General features: G+C 38.5%; 19 protein-coding genes, 8 tRNA genes and 5 pseudogenes. 16 read left to right on the top strand and 16 right to left on the bottom strand.

Annotated features, from left to right (window positions below; genetic code table 11):
- Positions 1 to 36: 36 nt before the first annotated feature.
- The 5 genes from serC to ETF27_RS09500 all read left to right on the top strand — a co-directional run bounded on the left by serC (position 37) and on the right by ETF27_RS09500 (position 4,171).
- Positions 37 to 1,107: a 3-phosphoserine/phosphohydroxythreonine transaminase gene (gene serC / locus ETF27_RS09520; protein ID WP_130828947.1), complete on the top strand. Its 1,071-nt coding sequence runs from the start codon at positions 37 to 39 to the stop codon at positions 1,105 to 1,107.
- Positions 1,108 to 1,186: 79 nt separating this feature from the next.
- A complete protein-coding gene (locus ETF27_RS09515; protein ID WP_130828949.1) occupies positions 1,187 to 2,104 on the top strand; it encodes an NAD(P)-dependent oxidoreductase in 918 nt (305 codons plus the stop codon).
- An 80-nt stretch (positions 2,105 to 2,184) separates the two neighbouring features.
- Positions 2,185 to 3,432: a DUF1015 domain-containing protein gene (locus tag ETF27_RS09510; RefSeq protein WP_130828951.1), complete on the top strand. Its 1,248-nt coding sequence runs from the start codon at positions 2,185 to 2,187 to the stop codon at positions 3,430 to 3,432.
- A 12-nt stretch (positions 3,433 to 3,444) separates the two neighbouring features.
- Entirely contained in the window at positions 3,445 to 4,038 is a 594-nt protein-coding gene (locus ETF27_RS09505) for an IMPACT family protein (RefSeq protein ID WP_130828953.1), read from the top strand.
- A gap of 44 nt (positions 4,039 to 4,082) precedes the next feature.
- A tRNA-Ser gene (locus ETF27_RS09500) sits at positions 4,083 to 4,171 on the top strand.
- Positions 4,172 to 4,658: 487 nt separating this feature from the next.
- Here the strand turns inward: ETF27_RS09500 and ETF27_RS09485 are convergent.
- The 13 genes and pseudogenes from ETF27_RS09485 to ETF27_RS09425 all read right to left on the bottom strand — a co-directional run bounded on the left by ETF27_RS09485 (position 4,659) and on the right by ETF27_RS09425 (position 10,115).
- Positions 4,659 to 4,731, bottom strand: a tRNA-Lys gene (locus tag ETF27_RS09485).
- Positions 4,732 to 4,767: 36 nt separating this feature from the next.
- Positions 4,768 to 4,840 (bottom strand) — tRNA-Lys (locus tag ETF27_RS09480).
- 148 nt (positions 4,841 to 4,988) lie between these two features.
- Positions 4,989 to 5,594 (bottom strand): porin family protein, encoded by a 606-nt coding sequence (locus tag ETF27_RS09475; RefSeq protein ID WP_130828957.1) that lies wholly within the window; start codon positions 5,592 to 5,594, stop codon positions 4,989 to 4,991.
- A gap of 173 nt (positions 5,595 to 5,767) precedes the next feature.
- Entirely contained in the window at positions 5,768 to 6,274 is a 507-nt protein-coding gene (locus ETF27_RS09470; RefSeq protein ID WP_130828960.1) for a 4'-phosphopantetheinyl transferase family protein, read from the bottom strand.
- Positions 6,258 to 7,574, bottom strand: coding sequence for a gliding motility-associated protein GldE (gldE, locus tag ETF27_RS09465; RefSeq protein ID WP_130828962.1), 1,317 nt, complete (start codon positions 7,572 to 7,574; stop codon positions 6,258 to 6,260). The genes ETF27_RS09470 and gldE overlap by 17 nt, the downstream gene beginning before the upstream one ends.
- Positions 7,574 to 7,978 carry a single-stranded DNA-binding protein gene (locus tag ETF27_RS09460; protein WP_130828964.1) on the bottom strand — a complete coding sequence of 135 codons (405 nt, stop codon included), beginning with the start codon at positions 7,976 to 7,978 and terminating at the stop codon, positions 7,574 to 7,576. The genes gldE and ETF27_RS09460 overlap by 1 nt, the downstream gene beginning before the upstream one ends.
- A gap of 23 nt (positions 7,979 to 8,001) precedes the next feature.
- Entirely contained in the window at positions 8,002 to 8,538 is a 537-nt protein-coding gene (locus tag ETF27_RS09455; RefSeq protein ID WP_130828966.1) for a hypothetical protein, read from the bottom strand.
- Between the two features lie 42 nt (positions 8,539 to 8,580).
- Positions 8,581 to 8,653: transfer RNA gene (locus ETF27_RS09450), tRNA-Gly, on the bottom strand.
- Between the two features lie 26 nt (positions 8,654 to 8,679).
- Positions 8,680 to 8,763: transfer RNA gene (locus tag ETF27_RS09445), tRNA-Leu, on the bottom strand.
- Positions 8,764 to 8,794: 31 nt separating this feature from the next.
- A tRNA-Leu gene (locus tag ETF27_RS09440) sits at positions 8,795 to 8,876 on the bottom strand.
- Positions 8,877 to 8,922: 46 nt separating this feature from the next.
- Positions 8,923 to 8,995: transfer RNA gene (locus tag ETF27_RS09435), tRNA-Gly, on the bottom strand.
- A gap of 27 nt (positions 8,996 to 9,022) precedes the next feature.
- A tRNA-Pro gene (locus ETF27_RS09430) sits at positions 9,023 to 9,096 on the bottom strand.
- Between the two features lie 278 nt (positions 9,097 to 9,374).
- Positions 9,375 to 10,115: pseudogene (locus ETF27_RS09425) on the bottom strand (hypothetical protein).
- A 217-nt stretch (positions 10,116 to 10,332) separates the two neighbouring features.
- On the opposite strand from ETF27_RS09425, the gene ETF27_RS09420 reads away from it, so the two are divergent.
- Complete coding sequence (locus tag ETF27_RS09420; protein ID WP_240048168.1) at positions 10,333 to 12,411, top strand: outer membrane beta-barrel family protein; 2,079 nt, start codon at positions 10,333 to 10,335, stop codon at positions 12,409 to 12,411.
- A gap of 140 nt (positions 12,412 to 12,551) precedes the next feature.
- Here the strand turns inward: ETF27_RS09420 and ETF27_RS11325 are convergent, their stop codons facing one another.
- The gene (locus ETF27_RS11325) at positions 12,552 to 12,758 is read right to left on the bottom strand and encodes a transposase (RefSeq protein ID WP_025877743.1); all 207 of its coding nucleotides are present in this window, start codon (positions 12,756 to 12,758) and stop codon (positions 12,552 to 12,554) included.
- A pseudogene (locus tag ETF27_RS11370) lies at positions 12,750 to 12,922 on the bottom strand (IS1380 family transposase); the annotation flags it as partial. The gene ETF27_RS11325 and the pseudogene ETF27_RS11370, both read right to left, overlap by 9 nt.
- A gap of 137 nt (positions 12,923 to 13,059) precedes the next feature.
- Between ETF27_RS11370 and ETF27_RS09410 the strand changes: the two are divergent.
- From ETF27_RS09410 to ETF27_RS09365, 10 genes and pseudogenes are all read left to right on the top strand, one after another.
- Positions 13,060 to 13,659, top strand: a complete 600-nt coding sequence (locus ETF27_RS09410) for a hypothetical protein (protein WP_115084388.1) — start codon at positions 13,060 to 13,062, stop codon at positions 13,657 to 13,659.
- The gene (locus ETF27_RS11530; RefSeq protein WP_394348695.1) at positions 13,647 to 15,584 is read left to right on the top strand and encodes an RHS repeat-associated core domain-containing protein; all 1,938 of its coding nucleotides are present in this window, start codon (positions 13,647 to 13,649) and stop codon (positions 15,582 to 15,584) included. The genes ETF27_RS09410 and ETF27_RS11530 overlap by 13 nt, the downstream gene beginning before the upstream one ends.
- Before the next feature lie 633 nt (positions 15,585 to 16,217).
- A pseudogene (locus tag ETF27_RS11205) lies at positions 16,218 to 16,877 on the top strand (RHS repeat domain-containing protein); the annotation flags it as partial.
- 171 nt (positions 16,878 to 17,048) lie between these two features.
- Entirely contained in the window at positions 17,049 to 17,510 is a 462-nt protein-coding gene (locus tag ETF27_RS11520; RefSeq protein ID WP_240048170.1) for a JAB-like toxin 1 domain-containing protein, read from the top strand.
- Complete coding sequence (locus ETF27_RS09390) at positions 17,510 to 17,989, top strand: hypothetical protein (RefSeq protein WP_147785749.1); 480 nt, start codon at positions 17,510 to 17,512, stop codon at positions 17,987 to 17,989. The genes ETF27_RS11520 and ETF27_RS09390 overlap by 1 nt, the downstream gene beginning before the upstream one ends.
- Before the next feature lie 287 nt (positions 17,990 to 18,276).
- A complete protein-coding gene (locus tag ETF27_RS09385) occupies positions 18,277 to 18,711 on the top strand; it encodes an HU family DNA-binding protein (protein ID WP_147785748.1) in 435 nt (144 codons plus the stop codon).
- A 22-nt stretch (positions 18,712 to 18,733) separates the two neighbouring features.
- Positions 18,734 to 20,527, top strand: coding sequence for an RHS repeat domain-containing protein (locus ETF27_RS11515; protein WP_240048167.1), 1,794 nt, complete (start codon positions 18,734 to 18,736; stop codon positions 20,525 to 20,527).
- A 20-nt stretch (positions 20,528 to 20,547) separates the two neighbouring features.
- Complete coding sequence (locus ETF27_RS09375) at positions 20,548 to 20,919, top strand: energy transducer TonB (protein WP_025877735.1); 372 nt, start codon at positions 20,548 to 20,550, stop codon at positions 20,917 to 20,919.
- A 359-nt stretch (positions 20,920 to 21,278) separates the two neighbouring features.
- A pseudogene (locus ETF27_RS09370) lies at positions 21,279 to 21,863 on the top strand (RHS repeat domain-containing protein); the annotation flags it as partial.
- Positions 21,864 to 22,491: 628 nt separating this feature from the next.
- Positions 22,492 to 23,013: a hypothetical protein gene (locus ETF27_RS09365; protein ID WP_147785747.1), complete on the top strand. Its 522-nt coding sequence runs from the start codon at positions 22,492 to 22,494 to the stop codon at positions 23,011 to 23,013.
- 51 nt (positions 23,014 to 23,064) lie between these two features.
- On the opposite strand, the pseudogene ETF27_RS09360 reads toward ETF27_RS09365, so the two are convergent.
- Positions 23,065 to 23,596: pseudogene (locus ETF27_RS09360) on the bottom strand (IS5/IS1182 family transposase); the annotation flags it as partial.

The raw sequence follows: 23,596 nt of genomic DNA, 5'->3' as shown, positions 1-23,596 counted from the left end.
CAAAAAACATATAAAACTTAAATTTTTAATGTCATTATGAAGAAGTATAATTTTAATGCAGGTCCTTGCATCCTTCCACGTGAAGTAATTGAAAACACTGCAAAGCAGATTTTAGATTTCAATGGTAGCGGTCTTTCTTTGGCAGAAATTAGCCACAGAGCAAAAGACTTTCAGCCGGTAGTTGATGAAGCTGTTGCCTTAATCAAGGAACTTTTGAATGTACCAGAGGGGTATTCTGTTCTTTTCTTGGGCGGTGGTGCTTCTCTTGAATTCTGTATGATCCCTTACAACTTCTTGAACAAGAAGGCTGCCTATCTAAGAACGGGTGTTTGGGCAACCAAAGCCATCAAGGAAGCTAAATTATTTGGTGAAGTTGTTGAAGTAGCTTCTTCCGCAGACAAGAATTTCACCTATTTTCCAAAGAATTTTGAAGTTCCAACCGATGTTGATTATCTACACGTAACAAGCAACAATACAATCTATGGTACTGAACTTCACAAAGATTTGGACGTACCCGTTCGCATGATTTGTGATATGTCTTCAGATTTTATGAGTCGTCCTGTTGACGTTTCTAAATACGATTGTATTTATGGTGGTGCACAGAAAAACCTCTCTATGGCCGGTGTTACTTTCGTAATCATTAAGGATGACGCTTTAGGCAAGGTTTCTCGTGATATTCCTACAATGCTTGACTACCGTACTCACATTAAGAAGGGTTCCATGTTCAACACTCCTCCTGTTGTTCCTATTTACACCGCATTGGAGAACCTCCGTTGGGTTAAGACTCATGGTGGCGTAGAAGCAATGGCTAAGTTAGCTAAGCAGCGTGCAGATTTGTTGTATGGCGAAATCGACCGCAACAAGTTGTTCCGTGGCACTGTACAGGTAGAAGAGGATCGCTCTTACATGAACATCTGCTTTGTTCTTAATGACGAGTATGCTGAACTTCAGCAAGAGTTCCTTGACTTTGCTACTTCTAAGGGCATGGTTGGAATTAAGGGTCACCGTGATGTTGGTGGCTTCCGAGCAAGCTGCTACAATGCTCAAACGGTTGAAGGTGTTCAAGCACTTGTTGATTGCATGAAAGAATTTGAAGCAAAGCACTAATTAAATAATTTAAGCGAATGCACGGACACGACATAATAGTCATTGTCCGTGTGCTTGCGTTAAAAATATAACAAAATTTATGAAAGTTTTAATCGCAACAGAAAAACCATTTGCAGCTGCAGCTGTTGATGGTATCAGAAAAGAAGTTGAAGCTGCAGGTCATACACTTGCACTATTAGAAAAATATACAGAAAAAACACAGTTACTTGATGCCGTAAAAGACGCTGACGCTCTTATCATCCGTTCAGATAAGGCAGATGCCGATGTATTCAATGCTGCCAAGAATCTGAAAATCGTAGTTAGAGCAGGCGCCGGATACGACAACATTGACCTCGCTGCAGCCACAGCACATAATGTCGTTGCAGAAAACACACCCGGTCAGAACTCCAATGCCGTGGCAGAGCTTGTATTGGGTCTTCTCGTATATGCTGTTCGCAATTTCTACAACGGCAAGAGTGGCTCAGAGTTGAAAGGCAAAAAACTCGGTATCTTGGCATTTGGTAACGTAGGTCGCAACGTGGCTCGCATCGCAAAAGGTTTCGGTATGGAAGTTTACGCTTACGATGCTTTCTGCCCGAAGAACGTTATCGAAGAAGCCGGAGTTAAGGCAGTTGATAGCCAAGAGGCTTTGTTTGAAAACTGCGATATTGTTTCTTTGCATATTCCCGCAACACCTGAAACTAAACAGAGCATCAACTATGCATTGGTAAACAAGTTGCACAAGGGAGGTATTCTCATCAATACAGCTCGTAAGGAAGTTATTAATGAGCCGGAACTTATTAAGCTCCTTGGTGAACGTGAAGACCTCAAGTTTATCACAGATATTAAGCCGGAGGCTGATGCAGACTTCGCGAAGTTCGAAGGTCGTTACTTCACAACTCCTAAGAAGATGGGTGCCCAGACAGCAGAGGCTAACATCAACGCTGGTATTGCCGCAGCAAAGCAAATCAAAGCTTTCTTTGCAAACGGTGACACAAAATTCCAAGTAAACAAATAATTTTTTAATCAACCACAAGCTATTTATTCTAATGGCATTTATGACAGAAGCTTAAATAGTTTGTGGTCTTTTTTTAATTTATGGCAAAAGTAAAACCATTTAGAGGTGTCCGCCCTCCAAAAGAATTCGTTGAGCAAGTGGAGAGCCGCCCATACGATGTACTAAACTCAGAAGAAGCTCGCGAAGAAGCAAAAGGCAACGAAAAGAGTCTTTATCATATCATCAAACCGGAAATCGACTTCCCGGAAGGGACAAGTGAATACGATCCTCGTGTTTACGAGAAAGCTGCTGAGAATTTCAAGAAGTTCCAAGACAAGGGATGGCTAGTTCAAGATGAAAAAGAACAGTACTATATCTACGCTCAAACCATGAACGGAAATACCCAATATGGAATTGTCGTGGGTGCTGCATGTCAAGACTATGTAGATGGTGTAATAAAAAAACACGAACTCACACGTCGCGACAAAGAAGAAGACCGCATGAAGCATGTTCGTGTAAATGATGCCAACATCGAACCGGTGTTCTTCGCTTATCCAGATAATCCTATTCTTAAAGAGCTCACCACTCGTTATTCCAAGACAACTCCGGAATACGATTTCATAGCTCCTATTGACGGCTTCCGTCATCAACTTTGGGTCGTATCTGATGATAAAGATATCAAGATCATTACAGAAGAGTTCGCTAAAATGCCATCTCTTTATATTGCAGATGGACACCATCGCTCAGCAGCTGCAGGTCTCGTAGGTGGTGAAAAAGCAAAAGCTAACCCCAATCATACAGGAAATGAAGAGTACAACTACTTCATGGCAGTTTGCTTCCAAGCATCAGAACTGACTATCCTCGATTACAACAGAGTTGTTAAAGACTTAAACGGAATGACTTCTGAAGAATTCTTGAAGGCATTGACTAAGAACTTTATCGTTGAAAAGAAAGGTGCGGCAGTTTATAAACCAACAAAACTTCATGAGTTCTCGCTCTATCTTGATGGAGAGTGGTACTGTCTTGTAGCTAAAGAAGGTACATACGATAACAATGATCCCATCGGCGTACTTGATGTAGATATTTCAAGCCGCTTAATTCTTGATGAACTTCTTAACATCAAAGATCTCCGTTCGAGCGATCGCATCGATTTTGTTGGTGGACTTCGTGGTTTGGAAGAACTCAAGAAGCGAGTTGATAGCGGTGAGATGAGAGCTGCACTTGCTCTTTATCCCGTAAGCATGCAACAAATTATGGACATTGCGGACAGTGGCAAGATCATGCCGCCGAAGGCAACATGGTTTGAACCGAAACTTCGTTCAGGCTTAATCATTCACAAGCTTTCTTGATAGAATCTTTAATTGAAATCCGATAAATACAAAACAATTAAAGAAAATAATATTGGCGAGGGATTTTATTCCGAAAAGCGGAGTAAGTTCCTCGCTTTTGCACATCATATAAATTCTACCGAGGAAGCGTTGGATATTGTCAAGGAATATAAAAAGAAATACTATGATGCCCGACATTGCTGCTATGCTTATCGTTTAGGGACTCAAGGAGAAGAATATAGAATGAACGATGATGGAGAACCGTCATCTACAGCAGGAAAGCCAATTTATGGTCAATTGTTACGATACGACCTGACAAATATCCTTATTTGCGTGATACGCTATTATGGAGGTGTAAATTTAGGTACCGGAGGTTTAATTACGGCATACAAAACCGCAGCTGCAAACGCTATATTCAATTCCTCGCTTGAAGAACGTTATATTGAGGAAGTAATTGATTTCTCATTTACATATCCCATGATGAACGATGTTATGAAAATAATAAAAGACATGAACCCAAGGATTCTTCATCAGCATTTTGACAACACATGCACAATGAGGTTATCCATTCGTAAATCGCAAGCTAAGGGTCTTAAAAGTCGATTGGAAAAATTATCTTTCAAATAAGTTTGGTAATACAAAATTATTTTTATACTTTTGCTTTCACTTTTGGAAGTATGGCAGAGTGATCGAATGCGCCGGACTCGAAATCCGGTATACGCTCTTTTGCGTATCGGGGGTTTGAATCCCTCTACTTCCGCAAGTTAGTTGTCAAATTTACATTGGATTCTGCAAATATCTATTTATCACTCCATATTTCGGAAGGATCATTTATTTTTCCATTTGTCGACTTTTTGGGTTGTCGAAAGAATTACACTCCAAAACACGCCATCCAAATAACCTTACGCGAGTTCGGGATAAGAAAATCTTTAGAAAAGTTCCAATTGCGTAAGCATCCAATATTAGGGGTCAGTCGTAAAACGGGGCAGTCGTAAAACCCAGTTGCATCCCCTCTCCCCTCATGCACATAATTTCATAAGCCTGTAAAGGAAGAAAGGAATATCCGTTACTCCCCTGAACTGACCCGGTTTTACGATTGACCCAAAATATGATTTGAGTGTACCCTGTATGAAAAACATATAATAATGTTTGAAATTACGGAATGACCCGAACTGGGGGGCATTTGTGGTAAATTTCTAAAATGCAAAATCCTCAAAGATTTCCTAAAGACCTTTGAGGATTTTTTGTACACCCTTAGGGATTCGAACCCTAGACCCACTGATTAAGAGTCAGTTGCTCTGCCAACTGAGCTAAGGGTGCGCATGAATGAAATTACCATTAATACCCATTGGAAAGTACACCCTTAGGGATTCGAACCCTAGACCCACTGATTAAGAGTCAGTTGCTCTGCCAACTGAGCTAAGGGTGCTCATTTCATTTTAGCGAATGCAAAGGTAATGCTTTTTTAATAGAATTCCAAAGGTTTCATCTATTTTTTGTGATTTATTTTCAATCTGCATCAATAAAAATGGGGACTTCACTACGAAATCCCCATTACGAATAACATTATCGGATTTTTATAAATCAAATTTGTAACCAAGCGTTATTTGGAACACGCTGTTCTTAGAATCGCCCTTATCAAAAGCCTTTGTCAAACCAAAGTTATATCTTGCATCAAGCTGGAAATTTGCATACTCGTAAGAAATGCCCACAGGAAGAGAAAAATCGAACGACTTTGCTTCAATTTCAGTAGATTTTGCACCATTGCCAATAGGTGTTTTTACATCTTTCTTTATTTCGCTATTCACCTTGAAACCAGGCTGAATACCCAACTTAACAGCAAGTCCTTTAACTACGTAAACGTTTGCCATAATTGGAATATTAATATAGTCCAATTTAGTAGTTGCGGTTACTTGGCTATTAAGAGTGGAAGACTTAAAATCCGATTTAGCTCCTTGCATAGAGTAAAGAACTCCTGCACTGATAGAGAACAGATCAGTAGCTTGATACTCACCTTCGATACCGGCTGCGAGACCTACTCTTGGATCAGAATCATTGAAGTCAGTTAAATTGGATACATTCATTCCAATTTTAGGCTGGAGATTAAAAGACCCTACTGCGTGTTGTGCATAAGCACCTGCTGAGGCAAGCATAACAGCTGCCATAAGAATTAATTTTTTCATTGTTTTAATTATTAAAAATGAATTATAATATTATTATCGTTATTAAAACAATGCAAATGTAAAAAAACTTGTAGGTATATCAAATTTTTTTGTATAAAAAAAACAAGAAATTTGTTAATTAAAAAATATCACTGAACATAGTCTGTTTATCCTAATGCTTATCAAATCATCTATTACAGCCATGCATAAGTAATAATATAATCTTTATAATATTTAGTTACAAAAGGATACAACCGATTGGTACGCATATTCATAGCTGTTTCTCGCAATGGATCTACTTTTATTTCTTGATACGTTAGACGTTCTTCCGACAATAATTTATAGATTGTTTCTTTTGCGCACCATATTGTGAGAAGTTGTTCCGTATTCGTGTAAAATTCGTCTGTACGAAGAAATCTCTTGGCGATGCGTTTCACTCTTTCCGAACGATATTCGATATCGATGCCCACACGAAATATTTTGGAAAGAATTATTACTAAGAAGCCTTTAGTGTGAGAAATACTAAGATTCCAGTCTTTTATCAGTGGTTTGCCATTTTCATTGTGAGAAAGTTCTACATCATATCCGCACATCTCACGAAGCAAATCTCGTTCTCCAATCTTTTCATTCTCCCTACCCTTCCCAATTTCCATGCCGGATATGGAGATACCTTGAGGTAGATTATCATGACTTATCAACATTATTTATTGTAACCTTTATTTTGCTGATTCGCCTATTCTCTATTCCCACTACTTCAAAATTCAAATTCATAAACGATATTTTCTCATGAATGACAGGGAAATCACCTTTTATTTCCAAAAGCAGACCTGCTAATGAATCGGCATCGCCTTGAACATCTGAAAAATCAATATTCAAATTGAGAACTTTAGTAAAATCACTTATTGTCGTTTTTCCTTCAAAAAGATAAGTGTTTTTGCTCACTTTTACATACACTTTCTCATCCTCATCGAACTCATCGTTTATTTCCCCAACTATCTCTTCCAAAATATCCTCAAGCGTTACCAAACCACTCGTCCCACCAAATTCATCAACAACTATGGCTATATGCACCTTATTGTTTTGAAACTCTCGCAACAAATCATCTATTTTCTTAGTTTCAGGTACGAAATAAGGAGGACGTATTAAACTTTGCCATCTAAACGTATCTGGTTTTGATAAGTAAGGTAACAAATCCTTGATATACAAAATCCCTCGTATATTATCGATATTATCTTGATAAATAGGGATTCGAGAATAATTGTTATCCGTAATACATTGCAGAACTTGAGTATAAGAGGAATGAATGTCAAGATCAATAATGTCCTGACGTGATGTCATCACTTCTTTCGCGGTCTCATCAACAAAACGTATGATGCCTTGCAACATCTCTTTTTCATCAACTATATCACTTTTATTGGTTAGCTCCAGAGCCTGTTCCAATTCATCAACCGACAATTGGTGATTTTCCTTCTGCATAACCCTTTCCGCGAAAGCACTGCTACTCAGTAGAATATTCTCAATAGGCCAAAACAGCTTTCGGAAGAACATAATGGTTTTAGCCGCATTCCGACAGAATCGAAGTGGGTTTTGGCGACTATAGACCTTAGGCATTATTTCTCCAAAAAGCAAAAGCAGGAACGTAAGAAGAATTGTTACACAAAGTAGCTCCAACCAAGCGACCTTGAACACGAACATTCTTACAAGTACAAAATTCGAAAGCATCACAATTGTCACATTGACAAGGTTATTGAGAATCAGAATCGTAGCCAAAGTTCGTTCATTGTCATCTCGCAACAATTGTATTTTAGAGTCGTTTTCATTCTTCTCTGCATCAAGGCTATCAAGGTCATTGGGCGAAAGACTAAAAAAAGCTATCTCCGATCCACTGGCAAACCCTGATAATAATAATAGCAAGAGAACTAAAGTTGCAGCTATTACTACACCTAAAGTGGGGAGCTGAAACTCTACGTATGTTGAAAGGTTGCTGAAGAAGTCGTCCATCAAAATGGTAATTTAGAATCGTCTTCAGAAGAAGTTTCTTCCTGTTCTTTTGAGGTGTTCACCGCATTTGCTTTTTTAGGAGCAGAAAGCCATTCCAATGAATCTGCGTATACTTCCGTTACAGAATGTCGAATTCCTTTCTTATCATCATAATCGCGATACCGTATCCTGCCTTCTATATAAAGCTTATCTCCTTTATGAATGTAACGTTCCGCATATTTTGCCAAACTTTTGAATAATACAATTGTATGCCAATCGGTTCTGTCCGGAACTTTAGTTCCATTGGGAAGTGAATAGCCTCTTTCGGTGGTCGCCATTGAAAAAGTAGCCACACATTGGTCTGCTTCAAAATAACGAACTTCCGGATCGCGACCTACATTTCCTATCAACATCACTTTATTCATAAAGCCATCCTATCAAAAGTTTGTTATTTCCACATTCCAAGATAACGGAACGAGAAGTTTTTACCTTTAGCTGAAGGGAACTGACTACGATTATCTACACGCCCCCTCAGGTAATCGATAATCCGATTATAGCAGTCGATTCCTGAAATAGACTTGCACTGTGCCACGAAATGTGTGTCGCGGTATTCATATTTACCGGTCGTTGGAATATAGACCACTCGCTTAAAGTCTAAAGATCCTTCATACCATCCATCCTTCTCTTCATTAAGATGCATGATTATAGGGTTATCCTTGGGCTGAGCCATATCAGTAGAACGAAGGGCTTTCTTCTGCTTAAAATCTAACATTGAAGCGGCTTCTGTCTTTATAATGATAAAGTAAATTCTGGGACGAACTTTGTATCGTTTCGGATAAAACAAGTCGCTATCCACATAAGCACGGATATCCTCTACTAAGTCCGGTGTTAATTGTATATCCGGGATAGACGCTAAAAAATCCAACGCTTGATCGACATTATAGACCAATGTTTCATTGTCGAAATATCTTAAATATAAATTCATTTAGATGGTGATAGAATGTTTCTCCAATATAAAATAAAAAAGAGCGGAAAACGAGACTCGAACTCGCGACCCCAACCTTGGCAAGGTTGTGCTCTACCAACTGAGCTATTTCCGCAAACAGTAAGAAAAGAACTTACCATGTGAAGAGGAGGAGACTCGAACTCCCACGAAGCAATTTTCACTACCCCCTCAAAGTAGCGCGTCTACCAATTCCGCCACCTCTCCATTATATAAATTTTCAAATGAATAAGTAAAGTGCCCAGAACAGGACTCGAACCTGCACGTCGTGAAACACACGCACCTGAAACGTGCGCGTCTACCAATTCCGCCACCTGGGCATTCAGAGAGCACGTCTCTTGGCTTACTTATCGCAGTATTTCAAAGAGCGGAAAACGAGACTCGAACTCGCGACCCCAACCTTGGCAAGGTTGTGCTCTACCAACTGAGCTATTTCCGCAATTACATTTCACTAAATGCTTCTTTGTCGGGGCGACAGGATTCGAACCTGCGGCCGCCTGGTCCCAAACCAGGAGCGCTACCGGGCTGCGCTACACCCCGTTGCATTCGTCATAAGAGACCTCATTTCTGAATTGCGAGTGCAAAGATAATGCTTTTTTTTTATCCTGCAAAACATTTTGATATTTTTTTCTTCCCGGCATCTATTTCCTCAAATCCGCTACTAAGCCCTTGAACGTCCTTATTGCGTTTACACGTCCTCTCATTACTGAATTTGCAGATAATTTGAACTTGAAGCATCCACTTCTGCCTACAATATCCCCTTACCCCACAATGTGACTTGAGGCAATACACAATATCATTCCCATAAGTTGTAGGCATTATCCAAAATCAGTATGGAAAACATCTGCGTAAGCATTATTACAGGTATAGATATTCAGCACATACCGCCTTGATGTCGTGATCCACTTGGCTGGTACAGAGATAAACCTGAAGACAAACGCTTTTATGCGACTTGTTGCATTGAGTCCGTACTTCTTTACGTCAAGTCTTTGAATAATGGCCTTGTAAAAGTTACGGATTATACCGACTATCAAATCGCCAATAACCGCCACGCCAGGCGATAACCAAGGAACTTCGTGTATGTAGGCTTTGCATCATACTTCTCTGTCTCTATGAACTGATGGTCGAAATCAACATCATACATCTCACCCTCTTTCAGTTGGCCAGATGCAAATATACAATTGAGCAATAAAGTATTGAGAGTGTCAGCCGTATTGAAATCGTAGGTCTTGCCCATATCCGATGTGTATGAAATGTTTTCTTGCGTCAACTCCTTGATCGCTCTGAGGATAGTATCAGAGCTACAAGTGCGAAGTGTCGGATGAAGCGAGAGGTGGTTCATCAAATGAGTAGTGACATCCTGGGGTACATGAACCGCCACAGAAGTAGATACTCATGAGAGAACGGATGATTTCGCTGTACTGATAACCGAACGATCCACACCTTAGACCGAGAGTTGAGTCGATTACAGATGATAATGTGGAGTCAAATTGCTCCATGATTGAAAATAATCCCCCAAAAGGAGTGAGTCTCTCAGATTTAATTTGTATCTTCGCCATGTCTATCGTCGGATTCTCTTGTTTTTTTGCAACACTAAGATAAGTGAAAATTCTGACATGGCAAAATCCTGAGCAACTTTTGTTGCTCAGGTACTTAAAAAGTTTAATTTATAATAGTGTTGCGGAATTAAGGCTTATGAAAAAGTATTTATACATTCTTTCTTTTTGTTTTTTGCAATGTGCACTAACGTGCTTTGCACAGAACAAACATACCTTAATGTCAGACTCAATAATGCTTTCCGAAGTAACTGTATTAGCAGAAAGACCATTTGTTCAACGTAAGGCAGACAGAATGATAGTTAGTGTAGAACATAGTAAATTGTTAAAAGCACGTTCTCTTTCTAATATTTTGAGTTTGATTCCTGGTGTAAGTTATGATGGTGAAGGTGGCGTTACCATTATGGGGAATGGCATCAAGATATATGAAAATGGAAGAATGGTAAAACTAAGTGGTGCACAACTTAAAAGATATTTGTCTTCTTTACGTGGCAATGATATTAAGAGTTTAGAGATAATACCTCAAGCAACAGTTGAGTATGATGCGGAAGGAGGAACGGGTGTTCTTGTTATCAATCGTCAGAAGAAGCATGATTATGGACTTTCTGGTTATGGAGGTAGCGAATATGAACGAAAAAGTAAAAATTCATTCTCAGAATTTACAGGATTAACATATTCGTGGGGAAACTTTGCTCTTTATGCTAACATGATGTTAGGGCAGTCGGAAAGTCTAAGTAAAATAGCCGAAAGTGACTATGGACGAAATATAACAGTTAATAGTATATCTGAAAGTACAGATAAAAGTCTTTACTATATGCCTAAATTGGGTTTTGACTTTTATATATCTCCCAAGCAATATTTAGGTGTTGAATGGTCTGGTAATTACGCAAAAGATTATTCCAATGACTGTTGGGTTCATTCTACTATTACCGACAATAGTCCTGATCAAACAAGTATTAGGAGTTATGCTCCATATACATTAAAGTCTAATACCAATAATGTTACATTAAATTATGAATGGAAAACAGATACCCTGGGCAGTAAACTGAACCTTATCGCCGATTATGTAGGAGAAAGTGAACATGATTTATACGAGTATGAGAATAAATACACCAAAGGTATAGGTGGGGATAGTATCATAACTAAATCGCAGCCCTCATTCGAACGCATAAACATATATAGTACTCAAGTAGATTTTACAAAGATCTTCAGCCGCCATCAGTTTACACTTGGGGCCAAGTATGTCAATGCTGGTATTAATTATGATAACAAACTATATCTCGGAAATACAACTTTAGGAGGCACATTGTCGGAAGATGCTGATGAACGAGACGATTTCAATTATTTTGAGCAACAATATGCAATATACGGAATGTATAGGTACACATCGCGACCTTGGGATGTTCAAGTGGGGCTACGTAACGAATATACGGAATGGAATACCCGACAAAGGGTAAAAACTCAATTGCATAGCAGTAGAAACGACAATAATATCTTCCCATCTTTCTTTGTAAGAAAAGATATGGGGCAAGGAAATGCTTTGTCGCTCAGCTATACGCAATCGATAAATCGTCCATCGTACCAAATGGTAAATCCATTTATTTTTCATCTGTCCGAAACATCTTATAAGGAAGGTAATCCTTATTTAAAAGGCGAATTGCTATACAATGCAGCATTACAATTCGTTCTGAAATCAAGATATATTTTCTCGTTATCTGCACTTTTTATCGATAGGAAAATTAATGAGATATACGAGCAGATTGAAGAGAAACAAACACGCTACACCTTAAAAAATGATGGAAATTCAAAGAGGTTGGCTTTATACTTGGAAATACCCTTTACATGGGGCATATGGAATTGTAGAAATAATGCCGAGCTAAGTCAGAGTATATATCAGAATAGTGATAAGCGTGTCAATGATTTTGGCGTTGTTCTATCAAGTATTAATCGTTTCAGGTTGTCAAAGCAACTTACCGCGATGGCAAATTTACGCTATATCAGGCATTATAAACGACTTTATCTTATTCAAAAGACAGATTACTTTGGTGTAGATATTGAGGGAGATTATAATTGTTTGAAAGACAAACTGAATATCAATTTTGGTGTAAAAGACTTGTTAAATAGTAGAGGAAAGAATCAACAAATATTCAAGAACGGCGAGTTTGAGCACCATACAGACTTTCATTTCATTTCTCGAAAGTTCTTCGTCAGTGCAACATTTAGTTTCTCAGCCGGATTAAAACGAGCAAGCCAACACTATAAGACGCATTCTAATAGAGAAGAAAAAGAAAGAATGTAATGGGTAGTTTCCCTTTGATTAGGCAATGATTGGTAGTGTAAACTGAACTGTGTCACGGCTCTGTTTTTTATTCTTTACCTCTTATTTGTATGCAGATTTCATATCTGCATACAAATAAGAGGAGTCTTTCACAGGCAAAGTTACATAATCTTGAACCTATCTCCAAATTTTATAGCAAGTTGTTGTGATATCAGTGCCCAATTAGACAGGGGCATAGTCCATTTCTCACTAATGTCTCGATAAGCAAGATACACAAGTTTTTCAAGTGCGGTGTCTGACGGGAACACACCCTTGTTCTTCGTTACTTTGCGCACCTGACGATGATAACCCTCAACCGTGATACTCATGAGAGAACGGATGATTTCGCTGTACTGACAACCGAACGTTCCACACCTTAGACCGAGGGTTGAGTCGATTACAGATGATAATGTGTGGAGTCAAATTGCTCCATGATTGAAAATAATCCCCCAAAAGGAGTGAGTCTCTCAGATTTAATTTGTATCTTCGCCATATCTATCGTCGGATTCTCTTGTTTTTTTGCAGCACTAAGATAAGTGAAAATTCTGACATGGCAAAATCCTGAGCAACTTTTTGTTGCTCAGGTACTTAAAAAGTTTAATTTATAATAGTGTTGCGGAATTAAGGATAATGAGAAATAGTACAAATATATCAGTCTTGATAGCATTATGTATTCTTTTGGAGAGCTTTTCTATTGGAAAAAGCTCTCCTAATGAAACTTTTCTATATTGTGAATTAGATATTCGGGATAAATCAAGCTATCCTATTACGATGCGAGCAATAACAGAAAACCTTAATTGGGATACTATAAATTTCAATAACACTGCAAGTTTTTTGTCAAGTTTTTATAGTCAAGGACATTTTGTTCCAAATTTTTTAATATACGATAAAGTTCTAGTAAGAATGTCCAAAGTAAATAATGATAGTCTTTTAGTAAGATATTTAGGGCAAGGGCAACGACTGATGAATAATTTGTATTCAAATAGCCGTCTAATAGATTTTAAGTTATGTGATGGTAAAAGTGTGAGCATGAGGGTAACCCAAATCACTGGTAAATTTTCTATTTGCAAAAAAGAAAACATTGTACTTCCAACAGTTTCAGATGAAATCCCTATTACAGAAATAAAAGAAATTGTCGATATTTATATCCCAATAGAGATATTTAATTATAGAAAGCCTCCAAAAAAGAAATGTAGAAATTGTCTTTATAAATCAGTATGGACATATTAAGGTCTTTTATCTCAGGTGCCTTGCTCCACTTCCCCAAGATCAGCGGACAGATGAGCCACAGTTATACTTATGACCCATTGTATCGTTTGGCAAGTTATAAGGGAACGGACAATAAATCCGCCTCTTATACGTTATCTATGGGCTACGACAACATGCACCGCATCACAAGCAAGAAGCAGCACCTCGCGCAAAGTAACGTACAGTTCAACGGTTCGCTCAACGCAGGCTACGACCTCACCTATACCTGTCAGAAGGGAGAGGGCAAGAAGTTCCAACTCGACAATGTTCGTGACATCAACTACCGAACGGAAGAAACTCCTACGGAGAGTACGAATATCAACAACGGACACAAGTACACCTACGATGCCAACGGAAACCTTGTCTATATCAACACCTCACGTGTAAAGAAAGACGGCAAGGAGGATGAAAAGGCAAGTGAGCAGAAGTATCGTTGGGACGAGGAGAACAGACTCTTGGCAGCTGATGAAAACGGCTTTGTGAGCAACTATTGGTATGATGCCGATGGTGAGCGCACGGTGAAGACGAGTGGCGAGAATGAGGCCATTTATGTGAACTCTGAGTTTTCGGGTGGCAATACTGGTACAGCACGCTTCTCGCTCTATGTCAGCCCATACCTCGTGGCAGGGCAAGGTGGCAAATATACGAAGCACATCTATGTGGGCAGCCAGCGTATCGTCAGCAAGCTTGGCGACTTGGCTTCTTATGGCGCAGACCCAAGACGAATACCGTATGCAGGCAATGAGGCTGATGGCTTGACCATCAACTACAAAGACAAGTATGCAAAGCAGCTGCAATCCATTAAAGACAATTACAAGGCGTTTGACCAACCTTATAACGGTAAGGACAATGACGACTATGTGAATGGTCAGGGCTTCTGCTGTAATGATGGTACGCCGGAGGCTGCGCAGGCAAGGGCGATGGCTAAAACGAATGCCAGCACACGTGCTGCTGTAGATAATAATTTCCATGACAAGGACACTTATGAAAAGATGCAGTTCTACTACCACCCTGACCACTTAGGCAGCAGTAGCTACATCACCAACCTTGATGGCGAAGTATCGCAGCACATCGAGTATGTGCCGTTCGGCGAAGTATTCATAGAAGAACGCAACAATACTTGGAATACGCTTTATCTCTTTAATGCGAAGGAGTTTGACGAGGAAACGGGTATGTACTACTATGGGGCGAGGTATTATGAACCGAGGCTTAGTTTGTGGATGAGTACGGACCCATTGCAGGAGAAATATCCTAATATTAGCACTTATTGCTATGCGGCAAATACCCCTATCAAGTTCATAGATTCAGATGGAAGGAAACTTCTATTTGCCCCAGGAGCAACGGAAGCATTTAAACAAAAATTTCGTGCAGCTATTATGTATTTACATACGCATAACGCAGATGGTATCATAGCCCAAATAGATAAGAGTTCTACAATTATTTATATTACAGAAAGAGTTGGTAAGGCTTCTGCTTTCAGCAAGATGAAAAAAACTATTTATTGGGATCCTAATATGGGAGTGCTTACAAGTTCTAACAAAAAGATGTCACCTACGGCTGTATTAAACCATGAAGCGGATCATACACTACAATATCTCAATAATTCTGATAAATATGAACAAGACTCTAATACTCCTGACCCCGATTATAATGACAAAGAGGAAATGAGAGTTATAACAGGATCTGAACAGAAAACAGCTTTAGCACTTGATGAAATCAGTGCAGGAGAGGTTACACGTACAGACCACAACGGCATCCCATATATAACTAAATCGCCAACTACGACAGAAGCAAAAGATGGAAAAATGCCAAAGAATCCATTTATAATGGATGAAATAGTTATATCTGCACCCAAGTCTAAAAACGTAAATCCAAATAATGATAATAATGAGACACATAACAAATAGTATTAAATGTTTGATAGTTTTTGGTATATGGTTACTTGGTTTTAATGCATTGAGTGCTTGTAATATCAAGCTCAAAATTGTTTACACCCAAGCTGACCTAAAAACAATTTTTAATATTACCCCAGAGTTTTTTGACAAGGGATTTGTCAGTCATTCGCTTGATAGTATAATCGTGGCGTCAGATATGGAAATTTCCAAATTCTTCGACACCATAAAATCTCTTAAAAAAACAAGTGAAATACACCCTTCTATAAATGTTCGTGCAAAAATTATATTCTATTTGAACGAACAAATCTTGGATACATTTTATTTAGGAATGTTTTATATATACTATCGGAATGAAATATACGAAGTAAACGAAGAATTCAGAAATATGATTAATGCTATAATAAAAAAAAGTGGAAAGTTGCCTATGTATTGATAAAAAACGTTATGCCCCAGCACCCATATAAGGGTAACAGGCAATACCCTTATAAGGGTGTTCATCATTACCCTTATATAGGTATTAAAAGCCGTAAGCAATAAACAGGAAAGAACGACGTTAAATAATTGATAACCATAATTAATTAGAAATTATGATTGAATTTGAAGTAAAATCAAAAAAGCAGCATATATCCGTGAACATAAGAGACAGACCCAAGACGCATTCCTTATGCAGGAAATGAGGCTGATGGTGTAACCGTAGACTATAAGGCAAAATATAGTCAGCAACTGCAATCCATTAAAGACAATTACAAAGCGTTTGACCAACCTTATAATGGTAAGGACAATGACGACTACGTAAACGGTCAGGTTTGTCTAAAAGACATTGTCTGCTGCACTCGGGAAAGCTTGAGCAAGCTCACTTTCCTCTCGTTTGCACGACAATTCTGCTGCAACGACGGTACGCCCGAAGCAGCACAAGCTCGTGCTATGGCACGAACAAGGGCTGCCAATGGTAACTTCAAGCCGAATGAAGAGTACGAGAAGATGCAGTTCTACTATCACCCCGACCACTTGGGTAGTAGCAGTTACATCACCAACCTTGACGGCGAGGTATCGCAGCACATCGAGTATGTTCCATTTGGCGAAGTCTTCATAGAAGAACGCAACAACACTTGGAACACCCCTTATCTCTTCAATGCCAAAGAGTTTGATGAGGAAACAGGTATGTACTACTATGGTGCGAGATACTACGAACCAAGGTTGAGTCTGTGGATGAGTGTGGATCCAATTGCAAATTTAAAGAACTGGATTTCTCCATATGCTTATACGAAAGACAATCCTCTTCGTTATATAGATCCTGACGGTCAAGATGAATGGGAAATAAACAAACAAGGGAAAATAGTAAAGCATATAAAGACCGATAAGCACGATGCTTTTTATATCGTTAATTATAGAGGTAAGAGAATAAGAGGAAAAAGTATCAGTTTTACTTACGGTACAGTAGAAAAAGCCACTGGTCAAAAAAATGATAGGGGATTATTGTATGATGTATATCAGGTACGAGGTGATAAGCAAGGAACTTTACTCTTTGAATATTTTTCTAAAAACACATCTGTAGAATGGAGTCAGATGCAAACAGGATTTAAAGGTAAGAGAGGATTAAATTACATAACCACTTCTCATCAACATAGTACTGAAACTGGTATGGCAGATCTCTTTGACAAACAATTAAAAAATGGTTATACTTTAAGAAGTAATGTCCATAGCCATCCTGAAAATACTCCCTATCCTTCTGGACTTAATGGAGGAAGTGGTGATATTCCTTATGCTCAATGGATTACAGATGAGAGCAAACAAAATCCGAGTTTTAAAATATATCTGCCAGGAAAAGGCACATATGTTAAGTTTAGTCCAAATTCTTCACCTGAAGATTTTGGGTTTGGAATACCTACATACAACCTAAAAGGAGTCACTGTTGTTGGACATAAAAAGAAAAAATAATGAAACATTTCATTTATATGATTATAGGTTTCTTTTTATTTCTTATCCCCTGTACAGCGCAGGGGATAGGAAATACTTCATCTATAGATTTGAGCTATTATGAGTTACACCATTCCAATCTTCGCAAGGATATATTGGATATAACAATTTCTTATTTGAAAAAGAAAAATATTCCTTCTTCAAAAAAAATGTTAGTAATGACTTTAACGCGCAGAAGTAAAGGGACTCTTATATCCATAGATTTACTAGATAAAGATGATGTTAGATATGATAATAAAATATTTGGATATACAAAGATTCTAGACTATACGTTTATTTTAAGAGGGGATAAAAAAAATTGTATTATAAAAAGGCTATGTAAACATAAAATACGATTTACTTTTTGCAAGAGGGCACCAATGGCAGATGGTGTTATTTCTTGGCTTTTTTTTCAATCAGGAAGGTCTGTGGAACTATTGTCTTTTAATGAAAATTGGTAAATAATGTGGATAATACTCCAAATCGGGAGTTATCTAAATAAAAAGAACAACAAACGTGGCACGAAAACGGCAATCCACGACAGCGAAAAATAACAGAATGTATAACATTAAAACAACAAGTCTATGGTGAACCATATATAAACAGTTTGAACTTACCCATACAAGGGTATGTCCCAACACCCATATAAGGGTAACGGGCATTACCCTTATATGGGTATTAAAAGCCGAGAGCAATAAACAGGAAAGAATGACGTTAAATAGTTGATAATCATAAACAATAAGAAGTTATGATTGAATTTGAAGTAAAATCAAAGACGCAGCCTATTGGTAAGCGTAAGGGGCAGACGGTGTACTTCGCCCAGCCTGTGTCACAACAACATCTGACAAACAAGATGGTAGTAGACCGTATCGTGCGCGAAACCTCCCTCTCGGCAGGTGACGTAAGCAATGCGCTCATCAGCCTTGGTGCCATCGTGCGCGATGCCCTCGAATTAGGTCAGAGCGTGGATTTGGCAGACCTCGGCTCATTCCGCATCATAGTACCGCCAAAGATGATGGATAGCGAGGCAGAAGTTACCGCCGACAGCCTGAAGGCACCGAAAATCGTCTTTACGCCAAAGGCAGCCATGCGTAACGCTGCAAAATCTGTAGAACTCCGAGTGGTCAAAAAGAAGAAAGGCGATAACGAAAAGCCCAAAGAGGAAGAAGATCTGAATCCTTAACAGCACACCTATTGCCTAATTGATGTACGCTCAAAACCATAACCCGCTTAATTTTCCCTCCATGCACAAGCCTATGTGTGTGGAGGGAATAGGTGAGACTTATGACCCATTATTCCAACTCGACAATGTTCGTGATATCAACTACCGAACGGAAGAAACTCCTACGGACAGCACGAATATTAACAACGGACACAAGTACACTTACGATGCCAACGGAAACCTTGTCTATATCAACACCTCTCGTGTTAAGAAAGACGGCAAGGAAGATGAAAAGGCAAGTGAGCAGAAGTTCAAGTGGGACGAGGAGAATCGCTTGTTGGCAGCTGATGAGAACGGATTTGTGAGCAACTATTGGTATGATGCTGATGGCGAGCGCACAGTGAAGACCAGTGGCGAGAATGAAGCTATCTATGTGAACTCTGAGTTCTCGGGTGGTAACACCGGTACAGCACGCTTCTCACTCTATGTCAGCCCTTACCTCGTAGCAGGACAAGGAGGTAAGTACACCAAGCACATCTACATCGGTAGTCAAAGAATTGTTTCTAAATTGGGCGACTTGGCTTCTTATGGTGCAGACCCAAGACGAATACCGTATGCAGGCAATGAAGCCGATGGCTTGACCATTAACTACAAGGACAAGTATGCAAAGCAACTGCAATCCATTAAAGACAACTACAAGGCGTTTGACCAACCTTATAACGGTAAGGACAATGACGACTACGTAAACGGTCAGGGCTTCTGTTGTAACGATGGTACACCGGAGGCAGCACAAGCAAGGGTACGCACAAGAACTGCAAATGGTAACTTTAAGCCCAACGATGACTACGAGAAGATGCAGTTCTACTATCACCCTGACCACTTGGGCAGCAGTAGTTACATCACCAACCTTGACGGTGAGGTAGCACAGCATATCGAGTATGTGCCGTTTGGCGAGGTGTTCATTGAAGAACGCAACAATACTTGGAATACCCCTTACCTCTTCAATGCCAAGGAGTTTGATGAGGAAACGGGTATGTACTACTATGGTGCGAGGTACTATGAGCCGAGGTTGAGCTTGTGGATGAGTACGGATCCAAAGGAGGAGAAATTTGCTAATATAAATACCTATTGCTATACAAACAACAATCCTATAAGATATGAAGATTTTGATGGAAGAGAGTGGGGAATAAAATATAATGAAACTGGAGGTGTAGTGTATGCAAATGTTGAATTACAAGTAAATCCTAATATTGACCAAAAGATAATAGAGCAATATAAACAAGATATTAATGCAGAATTTAATCGTATGATAAAAGAGGTTTCTTCGGGGAAATTCTCAGGAGAGATAAATTTCAATGTACCCCAAAAGGAAGATCAACTTTATTTGATAGTATCATTTTCTGATTATTCGCCAACAACTTTTGCTGGAATAAATTGTAAAATAGGAATGGCAGATGCAACGATATATAATAATCGAAATCAAGTGAAAGAGGGTTATGTTTTTGCTGCAGACATTATCCATGAATTGCTCCATACTTTGGGAATGCCAGAATTAGTCGAACCGAGTTTTTCTGATACAGAAGTAAAAAATATATCATCAAAAGGACATAAATTTACTTATAGTTCTACATCGAATACAGTCAAAGATGTATATAAAAATGTAATGAATAATTATGCCAATACAATTGATGGAATACAACTAAGAAATGTCAAAGAATTGCCACATTCAAATATCACTCCCCAGCAATTTGAATTTATCAAAAAACAAATAATTCGTCAAGAACATGGGGAAGGACGCTCGCAGTTTGATAACTTTTGGTTTATTGATAATTATTAGTTTTGGCATATATCTAAAAAATGAGAATATTAATATCGCTATTTTTATTTTTGATGCTTCTTACATCATGTAGTACGACTAAAGTTATTTATGATGTAGAACTATCTCCGTCTTTTGCTACAGGAGATAGTGAGCTTTTTTACTATATTACTAAAAATTTCAACATTCCAAAAGATTATGGTGAAAATGGGGCTCCTGGGCATATAATTGTTCAATTTGTTGTAAAGGAAGACGGAACTCTTAGTAATTTCATTGTATTAAAATCTGTGTCTAAGAGTTTTGATAATAATTTTATACGAATGCTTAAAAAAATGCCAAAATGGAAACCTGGGAAAAAGAATAATATAAACGTAAAAACTATATATATATTAAATTATTTTGTAGGAAAGTAAAGAATGAGCATTAAAGTTCAAAATATGATGTCATACACTCTAAAATATGACGTCTCAATCTGACGGATATGACGTCTAATCCTGGTAAATATGACGTCATAAATAAAAGAGTAAAAAACGTGGTACGAAAACGCAAGCTACAATAGCGATAGAGAACAGAATGTATAATATTAAAACTACAAGTCTATGGTAAACCACATATAGATTGTTTGAACTTACCCATACAAGGGTATTAAAAGCCGTAAGCAATAAACTGGAAAGAACGACGTTAAATATTGATAACCATAATTAATTAGATATTATGATTGAATTTGAAGTAAAATCAAAAAAGCAGCATATATTGGTGAACATAAGAGACAGACCCAAGACGAATACCATACGCAGGTAATGAGGCTGATGGCTTGACTATCAATTACAAGGATAAGTACAACCAGCAGTTACAATCCATTAAAGACAATTACAAGGCGTTTGACCAACCTTATAACGGTTAGGACAATGACGACTACGTGAACGGTCAGGGCTTCTGCTGCAACGATGGCACGCCGGAGGCGGCACTGGCAAGGGCGATGGCACGCACAAGGGCTGCAAACGGTAATTTCCACGATAAGGACAATTACGAGAAGATGCAGTTCTACTACCACCCCGACCACTTGGGCAGCAGTAGTTACATCACCAATCTTGACGGCGAGGTGACACAGCACATCGAGTATGTACCGTTTGGAGAAGTGTTCATAGAAGAACGCAACAATACGTGGAACACGCCGTACCTCTTCAACGCTAAAGAGTTTGACGAGGAAACGGGTATGTACTACTATGGTGCGAGGTATTACGAGCCGAGACTGGGCTTGTGGATGAGTTGTGATCCCAAACAAGAGAAATATCCAAATGTAAATTCTTATTGCTATGCAAATAATAATCCCATTATCTTTATTGATACAAATGGAAAAGAAGGAATTGTTGTCTCAGGACAGCATGGTGGTACAATGCAAAATAGAGAGCATTTTCTTATTAATGGATTGGATAGAGCAAAAAGGGCATTGAGCCATAGACATAGTAAGAAAGAAGCAGTTACTTGGATCGTATTTAGTGAGTCTGATACAGACTATGGCTATACTAAAAAAGAGTTGGAGAAATATAAACAACAAGCTCAAAGAAATGGTATAAATATGATCGTTGTTGATGATGCTGATGATATTGTTAATTATATAAATAATAAAAATGGTGGAAAATCCAGGGAAAATGATAAAATTTCAAGTTTTTACTATGTCGGACATGCCACACCTGGAGATTTAAATGTTGGCTATAATGGAGGATGGCTTTTTGATGGAGATGAGTTTGATGCAGATCAGCTAAATAGTGATGCTTTTTCAAAAGGGACTTGGGTAAATGTAACAGCAGCCTGTAGGACAGCCGTGTCTGGCAATATTGAAAAAAGTATAGTAGAACAATTCTCTAAAAAGCTAGATTCTACATCTAAAGTTTTTGGATCGGATGTCAGAACATTCTTTGGTGGTGGCGTTCGGTCAGATAGTCAACTTTTAGAAAAAAATAAAGGACATCAAGTAAAGCAAAATGGAAAGAAATAAAATAATAAAATTAGGCGCCATTGTCGGGATTTTGTTTTTAATTATTTGTTTTTATAATCCCATTTTTATAGATTTGTCCAGAGAGAAATATAATATGACAATCAAAGGCAAATTGAATACAAAGCGTATAGTATTGTCTTCTCTATTCAATATAAAGGCAAACTCGAAACTTTCTGTGTATATTATTTGGGACTCGTACGAGTTAAAGAATTTACCGAAGGAGATACCACATCACAAAATTCTTTATACAGAAAATGATAATGCTATAAAAGAAATTTTGCAGTTGCCTTTTTTATATACAGGAGGGGATATGTCTACACTTAGTAGCAAACTTGTTATAATTCAAGATGGGTATAAATTATATGAAAGTCAAATTACATTAAGCAATAATGATATTGGCTTACAAAATAATATTACAGGATGGATTGTACCTATAAATAAAAAAGATTTAATTTCAGTGATTTCAAAATTTAATAAATACAAATACCCGATTCTTATTGTTAAATAATTTTAGCAACCATTAAAACTAAGGTAACTAGTCGTTCCTCAAGAACTCGACTTACAACCAGCAAAAGGTATTGGATAACACCTTTGTTTCGTTAAAGTTGGAATCCACTCCTTGAATACTCCATTTTATCATGCTTCGAATAAGGCACAAAAGAAACCGCATGGCTCTTTTGAAGTTGAATGCAGCCGCAGCGAGCATCACGTTGATGGCGTCACCCAAGAGACCCTTGTAGAAGTTCCTCCCCAATCGATGATCTGCCTTGCAGTGCCCTATGACAGGCTCTATTCCTGCTCTCTTGCGGAAGAACATTTGTTTTTTCTTTTTCTTGTGTGGCGAGTCGCTTGCCTTGGGAACGCCGGGTATCATGATGTTCGTCTCTCCGCACGTTTCCTGCCCGCGATACCCTCTGTCCCCCGCGAGTCTTTTGATTTTCCTGCCACGGAAACGCTGCACAAGCTTAAGTCTCTTGATTTCCCCGGCATAGCTTTGGCGCACCTTGAGATGCTCTGCATGAGCCACGTCGCGGCAGAAACCGATGATTTTATTGAGGAGTTTCGAATCCGTGGGGAACGTGACGTTCTTC

Origin of the sequence: Prevotella brunnea (genome assembly GCF_008016795.1) — a bacterium.
Lineage (GTDB): Bacteria > Bacteroidota > Bacteroidia > Bacteroidales > Bacteroidaceae > Prevotella > Prevotella brunnea.
The sequence above is the reverse complement of the archived record's forward strand: the minus strand, read 5'-3'. Positions and strand labels throughout refer to the sequence as shown.

Bases quoted from the DNA above. Each gene is read 5' to 3' on its own strand.
- serC (WP_130828947.1), top strand. From the start codon at position 37: ATGAAGAAGTATAATTTTAATGCAGGTCCTTGCATCCTTCCACGTGAA.
- ETF27_RS09515 (WP_130828949.1), top strand. From the start codon at position 1,187: ATGAAAGTTTTAATCGCAACAGAAAAACCATTTGCAGCTGCAGCTGTT.
- ETF27_RS09510 (WP_130828951.1), top strand. From the start codon at position 2,185: ATGGCAAAAGTAAAACCATTTAGAGGTGTCCGCCCTCCAAAAGAATTC.
- ETF27_RS09475 (WP_130828957.1), bottom strand. From the start codon at position 5,594: ATGAAAAAATTAATTCTTATGGCAGCTGTTATGCTTGCCTCAGCAGGT.
- ETF27_RS09470 (WP_130828960.1), bottom strand. From the start codon at position 6,274: ATGTTGATAAGTCATGATAATCTACCTCAAGGTATCTCCATATCCGGC.
- gldE (WP_130828962.1), bottom strand. From the start codon at position 7,574: ATGGACGACTTCTTCAGCAACCTTTCAACATACGTAGAGTTTCAGCTC.
- ETF27_RS09460 (WP_130828964.1), bottom strand. From the start codon at position 7,978: ATGAATAAAGTGATGTTGATAGGAAATGTAGGTCGCGATCCGGAAGTT.
- ETF27_RS09455 (WP_130828966.1), bottom strand. From the start codon at position 8,538: ATGAATTTATATTTAAGATATTTCGACAATGAAACATTGGTCTATAAT.
- ETF27_RS09420 (WP_240048168.1), top strand. From the start codon at position 10,333: ATGTCAGACTCAATAATGCTTTCCGAAGTAACTGTATTAGCAGAAAGA.
- ETF27_RS11325 (WP_025877743.1), bottom strand. From the start codon at position 12,758: ATGAGTATCACGGTTGAGGGTTATCATCGTCAGGTGCGCAAAGTAACG.
- ETF27_RS09410 (WP_115084388.1), top strand. From the start codon at position 13,060: ATGAGAAATAGTACAAATATATCAGTCTTGATAGCATTATGTATTCTT.
- ETF27_RS11530 (WP_394348695.1), top strand. From the start codon at position 13,647: ATGGACATATTAAGGTCTTTTATCTCAGGTGCCTTGCTCCACTTCCCC.
- ETF27_RS09390 (WP_147785749.1), top strand. From the start codon at position 17,510: ATGAAACATTTCATTTATATGATTATAGGTTTCTTTTTATTTCTTATC.
- ETF27_RS09385 (WP_147785748.1), top strand. From the start codon at position 18,277: ATGATTGAATTTGAAGTAAAATCAAAGACGCAGCCTATTGGTAAGCGT.
- ETF27_RS11515 (WP_240048167.1), top strand. From the start codon at position 18,734: ATGTACGCTCAAAACCATAACCCGCTTAATTTTCCCTCCATGCACAAG.
- ETF27_RS09375 (WP_025877735.1), top strand. From the start codon at position 20,548: ATGAGAATATTAATATCGCTATTTTTATTTTTGATGCTTCTTACATCA.
- ETF27_RS09365 (WP_147785747.1), top strand. From the start codon at position 22,492: ATGGAAAGAAATAAAATAATAAAATTAGGCGCCATTGTCGGGATTTTG.